Raw genomic sequence first — 18,182 nt, 5'->3', positions numbered from 1 at the left:
ACAGCAAGAAGAGGTACGACGAATGGCTGGAAAGCCAATGGATTTACCCCCTGGCATCGACGTCCACTATGGCTCGCTCCGCCTCAGGTTCATGTGGGAAGGTACTCGCCGAAGTGAAACCCTTCCCTACCCCGCGACACAAAAAGGCATCAAAGCTGCATCCCAGCTTCGCGATAAAGTAAACAGCCTGATCAAGCTCAACCTACTCGACCACGACAAGTATGCGGAGCTGTTCCCTAGCTCCGCCGCTGTCGTGGGCGGTGTTCCTACGTTCGGCGAATATGCGCAGCTGTGGCTGGATAGCCGGGAAATCGCCGCGGGCACCAGGTTGAACTACAAGGGCGCCCTCAACCTTTATTGGGTTCCGCACCTCGCTTTGGTGCGCATCGACCTGATCACCTCCACCCTGCTCCGCCGGATCGTAGCCGCGACCGAATGGACTTCGCCCTCAGTGAAGCGCAACGCGATGATCAAACTTTCGACCATCCTCCGTTCCGCGGTGATGGACGGGCTGATCACCCGGAACCCGGCTGAAGCCATCCAATTGCCGGCGCGCTCACGAAAAGAGGTTGACCCGTTCACCCTGGAGGAGGCCAACGCGATCATTGCCGAGCTGTACAAGCACAAGCACTGGCCCAGTCAGATCTACGCTGCGTTCTTCGAGTTCATGTTCTTCACCGGCCTGCGGCTGTCCGAAGGCCTGGCATTGCGCTGGGACACGGTCGACACGGTGAAGAAGACCGTTCATGTGCGGCGGACGATTGCGCTGGGGGTGGTTGAGGAGCGGACGAAGACCGGAAGGGATCGCTTCGTCCTGCTCAACGAACGTGCTCTACACGCGCTGGAATTTGCCAAACAGTACGCGGAGCGCCGCAAGCAAGGAAAAGGTCAGTTCACCGAGTCGCCGTTCGTCTTCCCGCCTGGGAAGAATGGGGAGCACGTCAAACAGACGTCGGACCTGCACCACCAGTGGCGCCCGATCCTCAAAGGTTTGGGGATCAGGTATCGCCCCCCGTATAACTGCCGCCACACCTATGCGACAATATGCTTAATGTCTGGTCTTAACCCCGCATTTATCGCCCAACAGCTCGGGCACAGCGTGCAGATGCTCTTATCGACGTATGCACGTTGGATCAACTCGTCCAACGACTGGCAGGAGCTGGAAAAGCTCCAGATTGGTCCGAAATTGGTCCGTAGCAGCGACGAAGCCACGTAAGTTATTGATAGGTAAGCTCCTTGATCTCCACCGCCAACATCACCATGCAGTTCGGCTCCAAGCCGCTGTTCGAGAACGTCTCGGTCAAATTCAACAACGGCAACCGCTACGGCCTGATCGGCGCCAACGGTTGCGGCAAGTCGACCTTCATGAAGATCCTCGGCGGCGACCTGGAGCCGTCCGGCGGCCAGGTGATGCTCGAGCCGAACACCCGCCTGGGCAAGCTGCGCCAGGACCAGTTCGCCTATGAAGCCTTCACCGTGATCGACACCGTGATCATGGGCCACGCCCAGCTGTGGCAGGTCAAGGCCGAGCGCGACCGCATCTACTCGCTGCCGGAAATGACCGAAGAAGACGGTATGGCGGTGGCAGAGCTTGAAACCGAATTCGCCGAAATGGACGGCTACACCGCCGAATCCCGTGCCGGCGAACTGCTGCTGGGCCTGGGTATCCCGCTGGAGCAGCACTTCGGCCCGATGAGCGAAGTGGCCCCGGGCTGGAAGCTGCGCGTGCTGCTGGCCCAGGCGCTGTTCTCGGACCCGGACGTGCTGCTGCTGGACGAACCGACCAACCACCTGGACATCAACACCATCCGCTGGCTGGAAACGATCCTCACGGCGCGTAACAGCACCATGATCATCATTTCCCACGACCGTCACTTCCTCAACAGCGTCTGCACCCACATGGCCGACCTGGACTACGGCGAGCTGCGCCTGTTCCCGGGCAACTACGACGAGTACATGACCGCCGCCACCCAGTCGCGCGAGCAGCTGCTGTCGGACAACGCCAAGAAAAAGGCCCAGATCGCCGAACTGCAGACCTTCGTCAGCCGCTTCTCGGCCAACGCCTCGAAAGCCAAGCAGGCCACCTCGCGGGCCAAGCAGATCGACAAGATCCAGCTGGCCGAGGTCAAGCCGTCCAGCCGCGTCAGCCCGTTCATCCGCTTCGAGCAGACGAAAAAGCTGCACCGCCAGGCGGTGATCGTCGACAAGATGGCCAAGGCCTTCGACGACAAGGTGCTGTTCAAGGACTTCAGCTTCACCATCGAAGCCGGCGAGCGCGTGGCCATCATCGGCCCCAACGGCATCGGCAAGACCACCCTGCTGCGCACCCTGGTCGGTGAAATGACCCCGGACAAGGGCGAAGTGAAGTGGACCGACAGCGCCGAAGTGGGCTACTACGCCCAGGACCACGCCCACGACTTCGAAGACGACGTGACCCTGTTCGACTGGATGGGCCAGTGGACCAGCGGCGAGCAGGTGATCCGCGGCACCCTGGGGCGCATGCTGTTCTCCAACGACGAGATTCTCAAGTCGGTGAAGGTGATTTCCGGTGGTGAGCAAGGCCGCATGCTGTTCGGCAAGCTGATCCTGCAAAAGCCCAACGTGCTGGTGATGGACGAGCCGACCAACCACCTGGACATGGAATCGATCGAGGCGCTGAACCTGGCGCTGGAAAACTACCCGGGCACCCTGCTGTTCGTCAGCCACGACCGTGAGTTCGTGTCGTCGCTGGCCACCCGCATCATCGAGCTGACCGCCGATGGTGTGGTGGACTTCAGCGGTACCTACGACGATTACCTGCGCAGCCAGGGCGTCGTGGTCTGACCTGAGGCCAGCCATCGCGGGCAAGCCCGCTCCCACAGGGGCATCGACAACCTGTAGGAGCCGGCTTGCCGGCGATGAGGCCGTCACAGGCAATGGATGGCACCGCGTTGCCGGTGATCGCCGGCAAGCCGGTTCTCATAGAGCAAACTACAACTCATTGATTTAACACGGTCTCTGTGGGAAGCGGCCTTGTGTCGCGATGGGGCGCGAAGCGGCCCCAAGGCCTCGGCCTCATGCAAAATTGCCGGGGCTGCTGCGCAGCCCATCGCGACACAAGGCCGCTTCCCACAGAGGTCGCGGCGCATCTGCGAGACTAGTTCTCTGCGCGACAGCTCAGCCCGAAAGTCTCCTACAGATTATCGATGCCCTGCTTTTCCCCCCCTTTGGCACCACCCGACGAACAATTCGTTAGCCTGCTTTCTTTTACGCCGCACAACGGCCATGATTGCCCGTACGCCCAACCGCTACCCGCGAACGAGCCCATGACCGCGCCAGAACCCGCCCCAGCCCACACCCGTGGCATCACGCTGCAAATTCTCTCCATCGTCTTCTACACCTTCATCGCCTTCCTGTGCATCGGCCTGCCGATCGCGGTGCTGCCCGGCCACGTGCATGACCAACTGGGTTATGGCGCGGTGATCGCCGGCCTGACCATTGGCCTGCAATACCTCGCCACCTTGCTCAGCCGCCCCTTCGCCGGGCGTGTGGCCGACACACTCGGCGGCAAGCGGGCGATCCGCTACGGGTTGTTTGGCATTGCCGGTTGTGGCGTGCTCACCCTGCTGTCGGCCTGGACCCTGGCCCTGCCCTGGCTGAGCCTGCTGTTACTGCTGGGTGGGCGCCTGCTGCTAGGCATCGCCCAGGGCCTGATCGGCGTGGCCACGCTGAGCTGGGGCATCAGCCAGGTGGGCCCGGAGCACACCGCGCGGGTGATCTCGTGGAACGGCATCGCTTCTTACGGCGCCATCGCCATCGGCGCCCCGGTTGGCGTGCTGCTGGTGGATGCCGTGCACTTCGTGGTGCTGGGCCCGGCGCTGCTGGTGTTGGCCGTGCTCGCCCTGCTGGCGCTGCGCACGCGGCCCGACGTGGTGGTGGTGCGCGGCGAGCGCCTGGCGTTCTGGTCGGCGTTCGGCCGGGTGGCGCCGTGCGGGCTGGGGCTGACCCTGGCCTCCATCGGCTACGGCACCCTGACCACCTTCGTTACCCTGTATTACCTTGAGCGCGGCTGGAGCGGCGCGGCCCTGTGCCTGAGCGCCTTCGGTGTGTGCTTCATCGTCTCGCGGCTGTTGTTCGTCAATGCGGTCAACCGCTTTGGCGGCTACAACGTGGCCATCGCCTGCATGGCCACCGAGGTGCTGGGGCTGACCTTGCTGTGGTTGGCGCCCTCGCCGCTGTGGGCGATGGTCGGTGCCGGGCTGACCGGTTTCGGGCTGTCGCTGGTGTACCCGGCGCTGGGGGTCGAGGCCATCCGCCAGGTGCCCAGCAGCAGCCGTGGCGCCGGGCTTGGCGCCTATGCGGTGTTCTTTGACCTGGCCCTGGCGATTGCCGGCCCGCTGATGGGCGCGGTGGCGGTGCATCTGGGCTATGCCTCGATCTTTGCCGTGGCGGCCCTGCTGGCGCTGTCAGGGGTGGGGCTGACGCTGCTGCTCGCCCGTCGCCGCTGAGCGCTCGGCCGGCTCCGGCGCACCCAGTGCCTGGCTGAAGAACGCGGTGGTTTCGCTGCGCAGCGAGCGGTGGATGATGCGCCGGTCGACGCCGTCGGCATCCTTGCACAGCGCCGGCATGCGCAGGTGCTGCTCGTCGTCGCACGGGGCCATGAACACGAAGTGCCCGGCACCGGACAACAGCCGGTAGTCCGGGGTCACCGGCAGTTTGCGCGCCAGGGCATCGGCGTTGTGCTCAAGGGCCAGCAACTGGTCGTGGTCGCCGCTGTAGATAAGCGCCGGCACCTGTACCCCGGCCAGGGCGTGACGGCCGAACATCAGGCTCAGCGGCGCCATCAGCATCACTGCCCCCACCCGCGGGTCGGCCCGGGGCGTGAGCTCGCTGTGGTCGGCAATCAGCACGCCGTGGGTCTTGCAGGCGTCGGCATCGTTCGGGCGCTCTTCGCAGTAGCGGCGCAAGCGCTCCAGGTCTGGCTGCGCGCCCGACAAGATCAATGCCGTCTCGCCCCCGGCGGAATAGCCGATCACCCCGACCTTGCCGTCGTTCAGGTACGGCGCCAGCAGCGCGTCATCTCGCGCCGCGGTGATCGCCGCGCTGATCTGCAACGGCCGGCCATACAGGTTGCTGAGGGTGCCCAGGCGGCTGTGGTCGCGGCTGTTGTCGCCAGGGTGCACCACCGCCACCACTACAAAGCCCTGGCGCGCCAGGCCGTTGGCCAGGTCGTGCAGGGCCATGGGGCTGCCGGTGTTGCCGTGGGAGATCACCAACAGCGGGAACTGCCCCAGGGCCACCGGGCCCTCTTCGGCAACGCGGGTCTGGTAGCCCTCGATACGCACCGGGTGCGCCTCACCGCTGGAGGGGTAGAACACCAGCGCCTGCATGGGTTTGGCGTCTACCGGGTCGGTCAGGGTCAGGCGGTGCAGCCCGGCCGACCACGACGCCGCCTCGGCGTTGGCCAGCAGGCCGCCGAACAGCAGCAGGGCAAGGAGGTTTTGCAGTCGGTTCATGGGAGGGGCTCCCCCACTTGGGCGCAGGTATGTCTGAGCTTAGAACCGCAGGTGCCGGCACTACATGAAAAAAGCATGAAAAAAACCGACTGGCGCGTGGGCGACAGTCGGCTTTTTTACAACTGCGGGATCAGGCAGCAGTGAACAGCTCATCGGCGATCTGCGCCTGGGCGGCGTCGATGGCCTTGGCGCGGTGCTCAGGGCCGTAGGCCAGGCCGTGGGCACGGACGATTTCCAGGTCGGTGATACCGATGAAGCCCAGGAACACCTTGAGGAAGTCCTCATGGCCAACGCCAGTCGGCTGGCCGTGGTGCAGGCCGCCGGCGGTGGATACCAGCACCACCTTCTTGTCGCCGCACAGGCCTTCAGGGCCGGCTTCGGTGTAACGGAAGGTCTTGCCGGCCACGGCTACGCGGTCGATCCAGGCCTTGAGCTGGGTGGGCACGGTGAAGTTGTACATCGGCGCACCGATCACCACGGCGTCGGCGGCCAGGAACTCTTCCAGGGTTTCGGCGCTGAGCTTGGCTTCATGGGCCTGGGCGGCATCGCGCATTTCTTCCGGGGTACCGGCGGCCACCAGGGTGGCGGCGGAGAAGTGGCTGATGGCGTCGGCGGCCAGGTCGCGGTAGATCACTTCGATGCTCGGGTCGGTGGCCTTCCAGGCTTGGACCACTTCGCGGCTCAGCTGACGGGAGGCGGAATTGTCGCCGAGAATGCTCGAATCGATGTGCAACAGTTTCATGGGACTCTCCTGTGTTTTGAAGACCGCGGCGTTGGGCGATCACGATGGGGAGAATCCTACCGGCACAGCGAATGGCTGATAAGCAGGCAAAAATGCGTTAGTTTGTCCCACTGATGGAACAATGAGCCGCCGCCGATGCAAGACCTCAACGACCTGTTCTACTTCGCCCGCGTAGTCGAGGCCGGTGGTTTCGCCGCCGCCGGCCGCCAGCTGGGCATCCCCAAGTCGCGCCTGTCGCGGCGCATCGCCGAGCTGGAAGAACGCCTGGGCACCCGCCTGCTGCAGCGCACTACCCGCCAGCTCAAGCTCACCGCCGTGGGCGAGCGCTACCTGCACCACTGCCAGGCCATGCTGCTGGAGGCCGAGATGGCCGATGAGGTGGTGGCCAGCATGTCCAGCGAACCGCGCGGGCGCCTGCGGGTGTCGTGCCCGGTGGCGCTGGCCCACGCCTTTCTGCCCGACGTGATCAGCCGCTTCTTGGCGCAGTACCCGCTGGTGCAACTGGACATGGTGCTGCTCAACCGGCGGGTCGACCTGATTTCCGAAGGCATCGACGTGGGCCTGCGGGTGCGCGACCTGGGCGACGAAGACCCGACCCTGGTCACCCGCCGCCTGCGCCAGGCGCAGATGCAACTGGTGGCGGCGCCCGGCTTTGCCGACCACATCCGCGAGCCGGCCGAGCTGGCCGGCCTGCCGGTGCTGGGCGCGGCCGAGGCTGACCGGCTGGTGCACTTTCGCCTGCACGGCCCCCATGGCCGCGAAGAGCACATAGCCCTGGAGCCGCGCCTGGCCATCGACGACTTTGTCGTGCGTAACGCCGCAGTGCGCGCAGGCCTTGGCTTCACCGCCCTGCCGGCGATGTTCTGCGAGGAGGAACTGGCCCGTGGCGAGCTGGTGCGGCTGCTGCCGGACTGGTCGCTGCCCGGCGGCTATCTGCAGGCGGTATACCCGCACCGGCGCGGCCTGCTGCCGGCAGTGCGGGTATGGATCGATCACCTGGCGGCTTCGTTCGAGGCCTGTGGAGAAAAGTATGTCTGAAAAACCGATGAGCGAAGCCCAGGTTGCGGCCTTCTGCCTGGCCCTGCCGGGCGCGCGGGAAGACTACAAGTGGGGCGGCATCCGGGTGTTCTCGGTGGCCGGCAACAAGATGTTCGCGGTCATGGACCTGGCCGGCGCGGGGCTGTCGTTCAAGGTGGCCGACGAGCTGTTTCTCGGCTATTGCGACCGCCCCGGGGTGCGCCCGGCGCCGTATCTGGCGCGGGCCAAGTGGGTGAGCATGGCGCTGCCCTACCCCATGGGCCGTGCGGAATTGACCGATTTGCTAAAGCGCTCGCACCAGTTGGTGGTGCGCCGCTTGCCCAAGCGAACCCAGGTGGGCCTGCTGCTGGATTGAGGCTGTGACCCTGCGTGGGGCGCAATGGCATAACCGCCATTTGCCACACATACTCAATGGCACCCCACCGCCAGCGGTACACGCCATGAACCGCCCCCTGCTCGCCCTTTTGCTGCTGTGCACCAGCGCGCTGGCCGCCGACAGCTGGAACCTGGCCTACGACCGCGAAGGCATCAAGGTCTACCTCAGCGCCGCACCTGGCTCGGCCTACCAGCAGTTTCGCGGTGTCAGCACCATGAAGGCCAGCGTACGCACCCTCACCGACCTGCAGGAGAACCTGCGGGTAGCCTGCAAGTGGCTATATGCCTGCCAGCAGATGCGCCTGCTGGAGGTGGACGGCGACACCACCTGGATCTACCTGACCACAGACCTGCCCTGGCCGACGCTGCCGCGGGACATGGTGCTCAAGGTCAGCACCCAGCGCCTGGACGACGGCACCCTGGTGCGCCACCTGAGCGCCGACCCCGGCAAGCTGCCCGAAGAAAAAGGCCTGATACGGGTGCAGCGCCTGAGCGGCGAATGGGTCATGAAGCCCCTGGGGGAGCGTGAAACCGAGGTCACCTACCAGTTACAAGCCGACCCTGCCGGTGACGTGCCCGGCTGGCTGGCCAACCGTTTCGTGGTGGACGCCCCGGTGGTCACCCTTCGCACCCTGCGGGCGGTGGCCGAGCGCCAGCCCTGAAGCGCAGCTTTGACGCGTCCTCTGTAGGAAGCGGCGCGCCGGCAATAGCGGCGTACAAACCGATACACAACCCCCACCCCGCCGACACACTGCAGATACCCCGCCCCCACACACTCCCGGCCAACCACCACGCACTCCGGGAGCCACACCGATGAAAGCCTTGCCCACCGGCTGGAAGCTGTTCTTCAGCCTCGCCGCCCTGACCTTGCTGATGACCGCCGCAGTACTGGCCGCCTACCCGGCGGGCAGCGCCGATGCCCTGCGCAGCGCCATCCGCGCCACTGCGCGCAGTTCGTTCGCGCTGTTCTTGCTGACCTTCCTCGCCTCGGCCCTGGTCACCCTGCTGCCGGGCGCCCTCAGCCGCCAGTTGCTGCGCGAGCGGCGCTACCTGGGCCTGGCCTTTGCCTTTTCGCACACGGTGCACGGGGTGCTGATCTACCTGTATGCCCAAGGCTTCCCCGAGCTGTTCTGGGCCGGGCGCACCGCAGTGGCCAATATCCCGGGCTCTGTGGGTTACCTGTTCATCCTGCTGCTGGCCCTGACCTCGTTCAAGGCACCGACGCGCCTGCTTGGCCCGCGCCTGTGGAAGGGCCTGCACAGCACCGGCACCTGGGTGCTGGCCGGGGTGTTCTGCCTGTCGTTCTACAAGCGCATCCCCATGGGCGGCTGGTACCCGCTGGCCTTCGCCCTGATGTTCGCCGCCATCGTGCTGAAACTGATCGCCAAGCAGGCACGCCGCCTGCGCGGCGCTTCGCCCTCACCTGCCCACTGACTGCAAGGAGCCGTTCATGCTGACGCAAACCCTTACCCGCCCGTTCACCGCCCTCGACCGTTTCGGCAGCTGGGGCGCCGATCTGCCACTGCGGCTGTTCCTGGCCTGGGAGTTCTTCGAATCGGGGCTGGAAAAATTCAACGGTGCCAACTGGTTCGCCGACCTGCAGGGCAAATTCCCGTTCCCGTTCAACCTGCTGCCGGCGGGGCTGAACTGGCAGTTGTCGATGTGGGCCGAACTGATCTGCCCGCTGCTGCTGGTGCTGGGGCTGGGCACGCGCCTGGCGTCGCTGGTGCTGATGGTGGTGACCGTGGTGGCGATCGCTGCAGTGCACTGGCCGGCCGAGTGGTCGAGCCTGGCGGAGCTGGCACGCGGCTATTCGATCAGTGACCAGGGGTATGGCAACTACAAGCTGCCGTTGATCTACCTGGTGGCGTTGCTGCCGCTGCTGTTGAAGGGGGCTGGGCGATTGAGTGTGGATCACTGGCTCAAACAGCGCTGATGGACTTATCGCCGGCAAGCCGGCTCCTACAGGTCAACGCACAACCCTGTAGGAGATTCTATGGTCTCAGGGAAGCCCATTAGCTGACTTTGGGTTGATATTCGTCCTGCCCCTTCAGCAGGGCGAATACTACGCGGGCAAGCTTGCGAGCGAGTATGACCAGCACCTGGGTAGTGCGTAGCCCCTTAGCTATGTAACCCTCGTAGACATCCCGCCAGATCGCGGTACGGCGAGCAGACATCGCGGCGTTGTGCAGCAAACGTCGTGCTTCAGGATCCCCTCGTTTGGACAAACTGCGGCGGTTATCTTTCTGGCCTGATTTCGATACCCGAAGATCCAAACCCAGAAACGCAATGAAGGCATCCGAGTTTCGGAAGTCTCCTCGTTGAAAAGCAGTAATCAGGCGAGCGCCAGTCAACAGTCCGATACCCTCGACCTGCATGCATCGCTTCAGTTGATCTTTTAGCCCGGCTGCTTGCAACTGGTCACAAATGGTCTTTTCGACAAGTGCTTCCAATCGCGCCATGGCCTTCAGATGCTTGGTTATTGCTGACTTGAGCAGCGGCTCGTTAGCCCAGCTTTGCTTCAAGCTCACTCGGGCTTGAACCACAGCAGCACGGCGGCGAAAAAGGCTGATAAGACGGCGGTAGAGACCGCTGGGAGGACTCCAGGGACGTAGTTCCTGGCCCTCGTTCTTGAGGTATCGAGCGAGCAGCTTGGCATCTAGCGCGTCGGTCTTGGCTCGGATGTTGACGCCCTTGCGGTAGTGGCTAAGTTCGTAGCCACCCACCATGTAGATGATGCAGTCAAACTCGTAGGCGAGGTCTGCAAACACCAAGTGATAGATATTCGTGGCTTCGATGGCGACAGCTACTTTTCCCGGCAACGCTTTGAGCCATTTCTTGATGGCTGTTTTGTTGTTGGGAATGGTCTCCAACTGATCGGAATCAGCGTGATAGATCACCAGCTCATCCTTGGCGACATCCACGCCAATGATCGGTAGTGAGACAGTAACTGGCATTGCCATTGGGCTTCCTCCCCGTATAAGGTTTCAGGACTTGAAGGGCCACCCAGAGGCGCAGGCTTGTTTCTATCGTCGGTTGCGAGCCAGAAGCATTCTTTATCGGCGCTTGGGTGAAAGGAGGAGGGGTGAAATCTCCTACGGTCTGTACTGCTGCTAACAGTCAGAAGCCGACTTTGTCCCTCCTCCTCCCTTCAAGTCCTACCATACAAGCCGGCTTGCCGGCGATGAAGCTCACGCGGTCTCTACTTCTTCTTCACGCCGGTGCGCCCACTGGTACAACGCCGGCAGCACCAGCAAGGTCAGCGCCGTCGACGACAGGATGCCGCCAATCACTACCGTCGCCAGCGGCCGCTGCACCTCGGCGCCGGTGCCGGTGGCCAGGGCCATGGGGATAAACCCGAGCGAGGCCACCAGCGCCGTCATCAGCACCGGCCGCAGACGAGTCAGCGCGCCCTCCTGCACTGCAGCCCGCAGGCCACGGCCTTCCTCACGCAGGTTGCGAATGAAGGCAATCATCACCAGGCCATTGAGCACCGCCACCCCCGACAGGGCGATAAAGCCCACCCCGGCAGAAATCGACAGCGGAATATCCCGCAACCACAGCGCCAGCACGCCACCGGTCAGGGCGAACGGGATGCCGGTGAACACCAGTAGGCCATCCTTGAGGTTGTTGAACATCATCAGCAGCAACGCCATCACCAGCAGCAGCGACACCGGCACCACCACCCGCAGCCGCTCGGCCGCCGACTGCAACTGCTCGAACTGCCCGCCCCAACGGGTCCAGTAGCCAGCCGGAACCGGCACCTGGTCGATCAGCGCCTGCGAGGCCTCCTCCACGAACGAACCCAGGTCACGCCCGCGCACGTTGGCGCTGACCACCACCACACGCTTGCCGTCTTCACGGCTGATCTGGTTGGGCCCCAGTTGCAGGTTCAGCGTGGCCACCTGGCCCAGCGGGATGAAGCCGATCTGCCCGGCGCCATTGGCGGCGCTGGCCGGCACCGGGATCAGCAGGCCGGACAACCCGTCCACATCGGTACGCAACTGCTCTGGCAAACGCACCACCATGTCGAAGCGGCGGTCACCTTCGTACAAGGTGCCGGCACTGCGCCCGCCCACGGCGATGGCGATGGCGTCCTGCACGTCGCCCACGTTCAGGCCGTAGCGGGCAGCCTTGTCGCGGTCGATGTCGATGGTCAGCACCGGCAGGCCGGTGGTTTGCTCGGCCTTCACCTCGGACGCCCCCGGCACCTGCTGCAGGCGCGCGGCAATTTGCGCAGCGGTGCGGTTGAGCACCTGCATGTCGTCACCGAACACCTTCACCGCCACATCGCTGCGCACCCCGGAAATCAACTCGTTGAAGCGCAGCTGGATCGGCTGCGACAGCTCGTAGTTGCTGCCCGGCACCCTCGCGGCGGCACGCTGCACCTCGGCGATCAGCGCTTCGCGCGGTTTGCCCGGGTCTTGCCACTGCTCGCGCGGTTTGAGCATCACGTAGGCGTCGGAGATGTTCGGCGGCATCGGGTCGGAGGCGATCTCGGCGGTACCGGTGCGGGCGAACACCCGTTGCACTTCCGGCACCTGCTCGATGATGGCTTTCTCCAGGCGCTGCTGCATGTCCACCGACTGCGACAGGCTGGTGCCCGGTACCCGTAGCGCCTGCAGGGCGAAGTCGCCTTCGCTCAGGCTTGGGATGAACTCGCTGCCCATGCGGCTGGCCAGCACGCCCGACAGCAGCACCACCGCGGCGGCGCCGGCAAAGGCCAGGTTGCGCTTGCCCAGCACCCACTCCAGCACCGGCGCATAGCGGCGGCGCGCGGTGCGCATCACCACGCCCTCCTCTTCCTTGACCTTGCCGGTGACGAACAGCGCGATGGCCGCCGGCACGAAGGTCACCGAAAGGATCATCGCCCCCAGCAGCGCCAGCACCACGGTGAAGGCCATGGGGTGGAACATCTTGCCCTCCACACCGGTGAGGGCAAAGATCGGCAGGTACACCACCATGATGATCAGCTGCCCGTAAATCAGTGGCCGGCGCGCCTCGCGGGCGGCAGCGAACACCTCATGCAAGCGCTCGCTGCGGGTAAGCATGCGCCCGTGGTGCTGCTGGGCATGGGCCAGGCGGCGGATGGCGTTTTCGACGATCACCACCGCGCCGTCGACGATGATGCCAAAGTCCAGCGCGCCCAGGCTCATCAGGTTGGCGCTGACCTTGTTGCTGAACATGCCGGTGAAGGTGAACAGCATCGACAGCGGGATCACCATGGCGGTGATCAGCGCCGCGCGGATATTGCCGAGGAACAAAAACAACACGGCGATGACCAGGATCGCGCCCTCGATGAGGTTCTTCTTCACCGTGGCGATGGCCTTTTCCACCAGGTTGGTGCGGTCGTACACGGTCACCGCCACCACACCTTCAGGCAGGCTGCGGTTGATCTCTTCAAGCTTGGCCGCCACCGCTTGCGACACGCTGCGGCTGTTTTCGCCGATCAGCATGAATACCGTGCCCAGCACCACTTCACGGCCGTTCTCGGTGGCCGCGCCCGAACGCAGCTCTTCACCCAGGCCCACCTGGGCCACATGGCTGACGCGGATTGGCGTACCGTCAACACTTGCGATAACGACGTTGGCGATATCTTCGGCCGAGGCCACCTGCCCCGGGGCGCGAATCAGCAACTGCTCGCCGTTGCGCTCGATGTAGCCGGCGCCGACGTTGGCGTTGTTGCGCTCCAGCGCTGCGATCAAATCGTTGAGGGTCACCTTGTAGGCCGCCAGGCGCTTGGGCTCCGGCGCAATCAGGTACTGCTTGGCGTGGCCGCCGATGCTGTTGACTTCGGCCACCCCCGGCACGTTGCGCAGTTGCGGCTTGATGATCCAGTCCTGGATCACCCGCAGGTCGGTGGGGGTATAGGGCGTGCCGTCGTCTTTGACTGCACCGTCCTTGGCCTCCACCGTCCACAGGAAGATCTCCCCCAGCCCGGTAGAGATCGGCCCCAGGGCCGCCTCGATGCCCTCGGGCAGTTGCTCACGGGCCACCTGCAGGCGCTCGTTGACCAGTTGGCGGGCGAAGAAGATATCCGTGCCATCGGCGAAGATCACCGTCACCTGCGACAACCCCGAGCGCGACAGCGAGCGGGTTTGCTTGAGGCCCGGCAGGCCGGCCATGGCGGTTTCGATGGCGTAGGTGATGCGCTGTTCGGTTTCCAGCGGCGAATAGCCAGGGGCAGCGGTGTTGACCTGCACCTGCACGTTGGTGATGTCGGGCACCGCGTCGATGGGCAGCTTCTGGTAGCTGTGGATGCCCACGGCAGCCATCAGCACCACGGCAAGCATCACCACCAGGCGCTGCTCGATGGCGAACTGGATCAGGCGTTCGAACATGTCAGGCGTCCCCACTCAATGGCTGTGTTCGGCCGAGCCTTTGCCCAGCTCGGACTTGAGGACGAAGCTGCCGGCAGCAGCGACCACGGTGCCGGCGGCAAGGCCTTCGCGAATTTCCACCTGGCCGGCATCGCGGCGGCCCGGGGTGACCGGGCGGGCCTCGAAGCCCTCCTCGGTGCGGGCGAACACCACGGTCTTGTCCTCCCAGGTTTGCAACGCCGCTTCGGGCACCACCACCGCGGCGTCGAAACGCTCGACGGTGACCGCAATATTGACGAACAGCCCCGGGCGCCAGGCGCCATTGGGGTTGGCCAGGGTGGCGCGCACGGTAGCGGCGCGGTTCTGCTCGCCCAGCAGGCTGCCGACGTAGTTGACCTTGCCCTGCACCTGGGCCCCCAGGTCCGGGGCACTGACGGTGACGTCGCGGCCGCTGACCACCTTGTCCAGGTCGCGCGGGGCCACGGCGAAGGTGGCCCAGACCCGGCTCAGGTCAGACAAGGTGAACGCATTGCTGGCCTCGCCCACCACCTCGCCCACGGTCAGGTGTTTCTCTACCACCACCGCATCGAAGGGCGCGCGCAGCTCGAAGCGGTTGCCGCGCCCGGCCGGGGCCACGGCGGCGACCTTCTGCCCGGCATTGGCGGCGGCGATCTCGGCCTCTTGCAGGGCCTGACGCGCTTGCAGGTAGTCCTGCTCGGCGCTGATGCGCTCCTGCCACAGCTGCTTTTCCCGCTCGAAGGTCAGGCGCGCCAGCTCCAGCCGACGCTGGGCAGCCTGCTGTTCGCTGCGCAGTTCGGAGATCTGCTGGCTGGCAATGACGGCCAGCACCTGGCCGCGCTTGACCGCCTGGCCCAGCTCGGCATGCACCGCCTCGACCACCCCGGGCACGCGCGGCACCACATGGGCGGTGCGGTCTTCGTCGAAGCGGATCTCGCCGGGGAAGCTGATGGCGCTGCCCAGGGCCTGCGGGCCGGCGGTGGCCAACTGCACGCCGGCGGCCTGGATCTGCTCGGCGCTCAGGTGCAACTGGCCTTCTTCGTCCCCATGGGCTTTTTCATCGCCATGGCCCTCTTCGCCATGGCCCTCTTCACTGTGGCTTTCTTCACCATGGTCGTCGTGCTGGGCGTGGCTGCTGGCCTGGCCCAGGGTGCCGGTCCAGGCCAGGCCGCCAAGGCCGAGGGAGGCCAGGGCTGCGGCGAGGATCGCGAGTTTGCGGGGGGTGGTCATTGGGGCTCCTGCTGGAAAATTCGTAAAGTGCAATTGGGGCCCCATCGCGGGGCAAGCCCGCCCCCACGCAGCTGAAGGCTGCGCCCGTGGGAGCGATGGGCCGGGCTCAGAGTTCGCCGTAGATGCGTTCCACCTGCGCACGCGCATCGGTGGCCTGGGCCAGGGCGTCGAGGTAAAGGCCGCGCGCCTCGATCAGCGTGCGCTGGGCATCGAGCACATCGAGGAAGGCGAACTTGCCCATCTCGAAACCGCGGGTGGCGGTGTCCACCGCCTGCTGCGCCGAAGGCAGGATGGTGCGGTCGTAGGCCTGCACCTCGCCCATGGCGGTGGCCCACTGCTCGATGGCGCTGCGGGTGTCGCTACGCAGGCGCAGTTCCACGGCGTTGCGCAGGTCACGGGCCTGGTCGGCGCGCCGCGCAGCGGCCAGCACGTTGCCCTGGTTGCGGTCGAACAGCGGCAGCGGCATCGACAGCCCGACCACGTTGACCCGCTCGCGGTCCTCGCGGCTGTACTGGCTGCCCAGGCTGACGGTGAGGTTGGGGATGCGCTGGGCCTTTTCCGAGCCCAGGCTGGCCTCGCCGCGCTGCACTTGCGCGGCAGCCAGGCGCCAGTCGGCGGTCTGCTCGACCTTGGCCAGCAACTGCTCGGCCTGCGGCGCCTGGCCGGGTGACAGGGTGGCGGCATCGAGCCGCTCGAAGCGGGTATCGGCGCTGCCGGTCAGCCGCGCCAATGCCTGCCAGGCCACGGCGCGCCCGGTTTGCGCGCGGCGCACTGCGGCCTGGGCCTGGGCCAGTTGCACCTGGGCGCGGGTCGCCTCCACCGGCGACGACTGGCCAGCCTTGACCCGGCCCTCGACCACCCGCACACCGCGCTCGGTCAGGGTTTGCGATTGCTGCGCCAGCTCCAGCGCAGTCTGTGCGCGCAAGGCCGCGTGGTAGGCCTGCACCACATCGGCGCGCAGGCCGTTGCGCTGGCGCTCCAGCTCCAGTTGCGCCAGCGCCTGGCCGGCTTCGGCAACCTCGATGCGCGCACCGCGCTTGCCGCCCAGCTCCAGCGGCTGGCTGAGCATGACCGTGGTGGTGCTGGTGCTGCGCCGGGTGTCTTCCACCTCCCAGGAAAGCTCAGGGTTGGGCAGCAACCCGGCCTGGCGCCGCTCGCCCTCGGCCACGCCGATCTCGCGGCCGACCGCGGCCAGTTCGGGGTTGTTGGCATAGGCGGCGTCCAGGGCCTGGGCCAGGCTCAGGCCGTCGGCGGCGGCAGGGCCGGCCAGCAGCAGGCAGAGCCAGGCGACATTGCGGGGGATGGGCACGGCGGAAGTCCTCGTCGGCAAGCGGCGGAATGCATTGGCGAGGGACTCTAGGGAGGAGTGGTTATCGGGGGGGTGGCGGGCAGATTACAATTTTGTAATGTCTTTCTGGCTGGCTCGCCCCCTGTGTAGGAGCGGCCTTGTGCCGCGAAAGGGCTGCGCAGCAGCCCCGGCGATTTTGCATGATGCCGAGATCCTGGGGCCGCTACGCAGCCCTTTCGCGGCACAAGGCCGCTCCTACACACGGCGTTCGCGCCGCTGTTGGGGGTACCTGCCAACCATACGCCCATATCGATACCAGCATCGCTCATATCATTGCGCGTGATAATAACCTTCGCTGCGTTCGATTCGTGCGTCACGCGCAAGGCACTCACACTCCGCCCACTACTAAATACATTGGCGGAGTTCTCCATGGACCACTCACTCAAACCCTTGCGCTTCCCGCTCGCTGCCCTGGCAGTGGTGGTGCTCAGCGCTTGTGGCCGTACCCCAGACGCCGTGCAGGCTCCCGCCGCGCCAAAGGTCAGCGTCGCCAAGGTCATCGAACAACCGATCAACGAATGGGACGAGTTCACCGGCCGCCTCGAAGCACCGGAAACCGTCGAAGTGCGCCCGCGCGTTTCGGGCCAGATCGACCTGGTGGCCTTTACCGAAGGCGCCCAGGTAAAGAAAGGCGACCTGCTGTTCCAGATCGACCCGCGCCCGTTCCAGGCTGAAGTACGCCGCCTCGAAGCGCAGCTGTCGCAGGCCAAGGCCACTGCCATTCGCAGCGCCAACGAAGCCCGCCGCGGCGAGCGCCTGCGTGACAGCAACGCCATCTCTGCCGAGCTTGCCGAGTCGCGTACCAGCGCCGCCGCCGAAGCGCGTGCCGGGGTCGATGCGATCCAGGCCCAACTGGACCTGGCCCGCCTGAACCTGAGCTTCACCCGCGTCACCGCGCCGATCGCCGGGCGCGTCAGCCGCGCGCAATACACCGCCGGCAACATCGTCAGCGCCGACGTCACCCCGCTGACCAGCGTGGTGTCCACCGACAAGGTGTACGCCTACTTCGACGCCGACGAGCGCGTGTACCTCAAGTACAACCAGCTGGCGCGCGACGGCCAGCGCGGCCAGAGCACCCCGGTGTACCTGGGCCTGACCAACGAAACCGGCAACCCGCACCTGGGCCGGATGAACTTCGTCGACAACCAGGTCAACCCGCGCACCGGCACCATCCGTGGCCGCGCCGTGTTCGACAACCGCGACGGCCAGTTCACCCCGGGCCTGTACGCCCGCCTGAAACTGGTCGGCAGCGCCCAGTACGACGCCGTGCTGATCAACGACGAAGCAGTGGGCACCGACCTTGGCAAGAAGTTCGTGCTGGTGATGGACAAGGACAACAAGGCGGCCTACCGCGCCGTGGAATTGGGGCCAAAGCTTGAAGGCCTGCGCATCGTGCGCAGCGGCCTGGCCAAGGACGACCGCATCGTGGTCAGGGGCCTGCAGCGCGTGCGCCCTGGCTCGCAGGTTTCCCCTGAAGAAACCCAGATGGCCAGCGAACAGACCCTCGCCGCCCTCGCCCAACAGCGCCAGGCCCTGGAGGCCAGCAACCCGGCGCCCAAGGTTGCGGGCTCCAACGTGAAAGTCGCCAGCGCCCAGGCGCCACGCGGTTAAGGGAC

General features: G+C 65.5%; 15 protein-coding genes. 9 read left to right on the top strand and 6 right to left on the bottom strand.

What is annotated here, in order from left to right; genetic code table 11:
- The first annotated feature begins 22 nt into the window (after positions 1-22).
- From KSS93_RS15110 to KSS93_RS15100, 3 genes are all read left to right on the top strand, one after another.
- Positions 23-1,216, top strand: coding sequence for a site-specific integrase (locus tag KSS93_RS15110; protein WP_217884799.1), 1,194 nt, complete (start codon positions 23-25; stop codon positions 1,214-1,216).
- A 20-nt stretch (positions 1,217-1,236) separates the two neighbouring features.
- Positions 1,237-2,823 (top strand): ABC-F family ATPase, encoded by a 1,587-nt coding sequence (locus KSS93_RS15105; RefSeq protein WP_217838948.1) that lies wholly within the window; start codon positions 1,237-1,239, stop codon positions 2,821-2,823.
- A gap of 482 nt (positions 2,824-3,305) precedes the next feature.
- Positions 3,306-4,487, top strand: coding sequence for an MFS transporter (locus KSS93_RS15100; protein ID WP_217884798.1), 1,182 nt, complete (start codon positions 3,306-3,308; stop codon positions 4,485-4,487).
- Here KSS93_RS15100 and KSS93_RS15095 read toward each other — a convergent pair.
- Positions 4,446-5,495 (bottom strand): alpha/beta hydrolase family protein, encoded by a 1,050-nt coding sequence (locus KSS93_RS15095; protein WP_217884797.1) that lies wholly within the window; start codon positions 5,493-5,495, stop codon positions 4,446-4,448. The two genes, KSS93_RS15100 and KSS93_RS15095, sit on opposite strands and share 42 nt — an antisense overlap.
- A gap of 130 nt (positions 5,496-5,625) precedes the next feature.
- Positions 5,626-6,237 carry an FMN-dependent NADH-azoreductase gene (locus tag KSS93_RS15090; protein ID WP_217884796.1) on the bottom strand — a complete coding sequence of 204 codons (612 nt, stop codon included), beginning with the start codon at positions 6,235-6,237 and terminating at the stop codon, positions 5,626-5,628.
- 135 nt (positions 6,238-6,372) lie between these two features.
- On the opposite strand from KSS93_RS15090, the gene KSS93_RS15085 reads away from it, so the two are divergent.
- The 5 genes from KSS93_RS15085 (at position 6,373) to KSS93_RS15065 (ending at position 9,586) form a co-directional block, all read left to right on the top strand.
- A complete protein-coding gene (locus KSS93_RS15085) occupies positions 6,373-7,275 on the top strand; it encodes a LysR substrate-binding domain-containing protein (RefSeq protein ID WP_217884795.1) in 903 nt (300 codons plus the stop codon).
- Positions 7,268-7,630, top strand: coding sequence for an MmcQ/YjbR family DNA-binding protein (locus KSS93_RS15080; protein ID WP_217884794.1), 363 nt, complete (start codon positions 7,268-7,270; stop codon positions 7,628-7,630). The genes KSS93_RS15085 and KSS93_RS15080 overlap by 8 nt, the downstream gene beginning before the upstream one ends.
- 85 nt (positions 7,631-7,715) lie before the next feature.
- On the top strand, positions 7,716-8,312 hold the full coding sequence (locus KSS93_RS15075) for an START domain-containing protein (protein WP_217884793.1): 597 nt from the start codon (positions 7,716-7,718) through the stop codon (positions 8,310-8,312).
- 151 nt (positions 8,313-8,463) lie between these two features.
- A complete protein-coding gene (locus KSS93_RS15070; RefSeq protein WP_217884792.1) occupies positions 8,464-9,084 on the top strand; it encodes a ferric reductase-like transmembrane domain-containing protein in 621 nt (206 codons plus the stop codon).
- 16 nt (positions 9,085-9,100) lie between these two features.
- On the top strand, positions 9,101-9,586 hold the full coding sequence (locus KSS93_RS15065; protein ID WP_217884791.1) for an HvfX family Cu-binding RiPP maturation protein: 486 nt from the start codon (positions 9,101-9,103) through the stop codon (positions 9,584-9,586).
- Positions 9,587-9,665: 79 nt separating this feature from the next.
- Here KSS93_RS15065 and KSS93_RS15060 read toward each other — a convergent pair whose 3' ends face one another.
- The 4 genes from KSS93_RS15060 to KSS93_RS15045 form a co-directional block, all read right to left on the bottom strand.
- On the bottom strand, positions 9,666-10,613 hold the full coding sequence (locus tag KSS93_RS15060) for an IS110 family RNA-guided transposase (RefSeq protein ID WP_217884790.1): 948 nt from the start codon (positions 10,611-10,613) through the stop codon (positions 9,666-9,668).
- 228 nt (positions 10,614-10,841) lie between these two features.
- The gene (locus tag KSS93_RS15055) at positions 10,842-13,991 is read right to left on the bottom strand and encodes a CusA/CzcA family heavy metal efflux RND transporter (RefSeq protein ID WP_217884789.1); all 3,150 of its coding nucleotides are present in this window, start codon (positions 13,989-13,991) and stop codon (positions 10,842-10,844) included.
- A gap of 15 nt (positions 13,992-14,006) precedes the next feature.
- A complete protein-coding gene (locus KSS93_RS15050) occupies positions 14,007-15,218 on the bottom strand; it encodes an efflux RND transporter periplasmic adaptor subunit (RefSeq protein ID WP_217884788.1) in 1,212 nt (403 codons plus the stop codon).
- 106 nt (positions 15,219-15,324) lie between these two features.
- Positions 15,325-16,527 carry a TolC family protein gene (locus KSS93_RS15045; protein ID WP_217884787.1) on the bottom strand — a complete coding sequence of 401 codons (1,203 nt, stop codon included), beginning with the start codon at positions 16,525-16,527 and terminating at the stop codon, positions 15,325-15,327.
- A 408-nt stretch (positions 16,528-16,935) separates the two neighbouring features.
- Here KSS93_RS15045 and mexE point away from each other — a divergent pair, with 408 nt between their 5' ends.
- A complete protein-coding gene (gene mexE, locus KSS93_RS15040) occupies positions 16,936-18,177 on the top strand; it encodes a multidrug efflux RND transporter periplasmic adaptor subunit MexE (RefSeq protein WP_217884786.1) in 1,242 nt (413 codons plus the stop codon).
- The last annotated feature ends 5 nt before the right edge of the window (positions 18,178-18,182 follow it).

Source organism: Pseudomonas xanthosomatis, from assembly GCF_019139835.1.
Lineage (GTDB): Bacteria > Pseudomonadota > Gammaproteobacteria > Pseudomonadales > Pseudomonadaceae > Aquipseudomonas > Aquipseudomonas fakonensis.
Note: the sequence above shows the minus strand (reverse complement) of the source record. Positions and strands in the feature narration are given on the sequence as shown.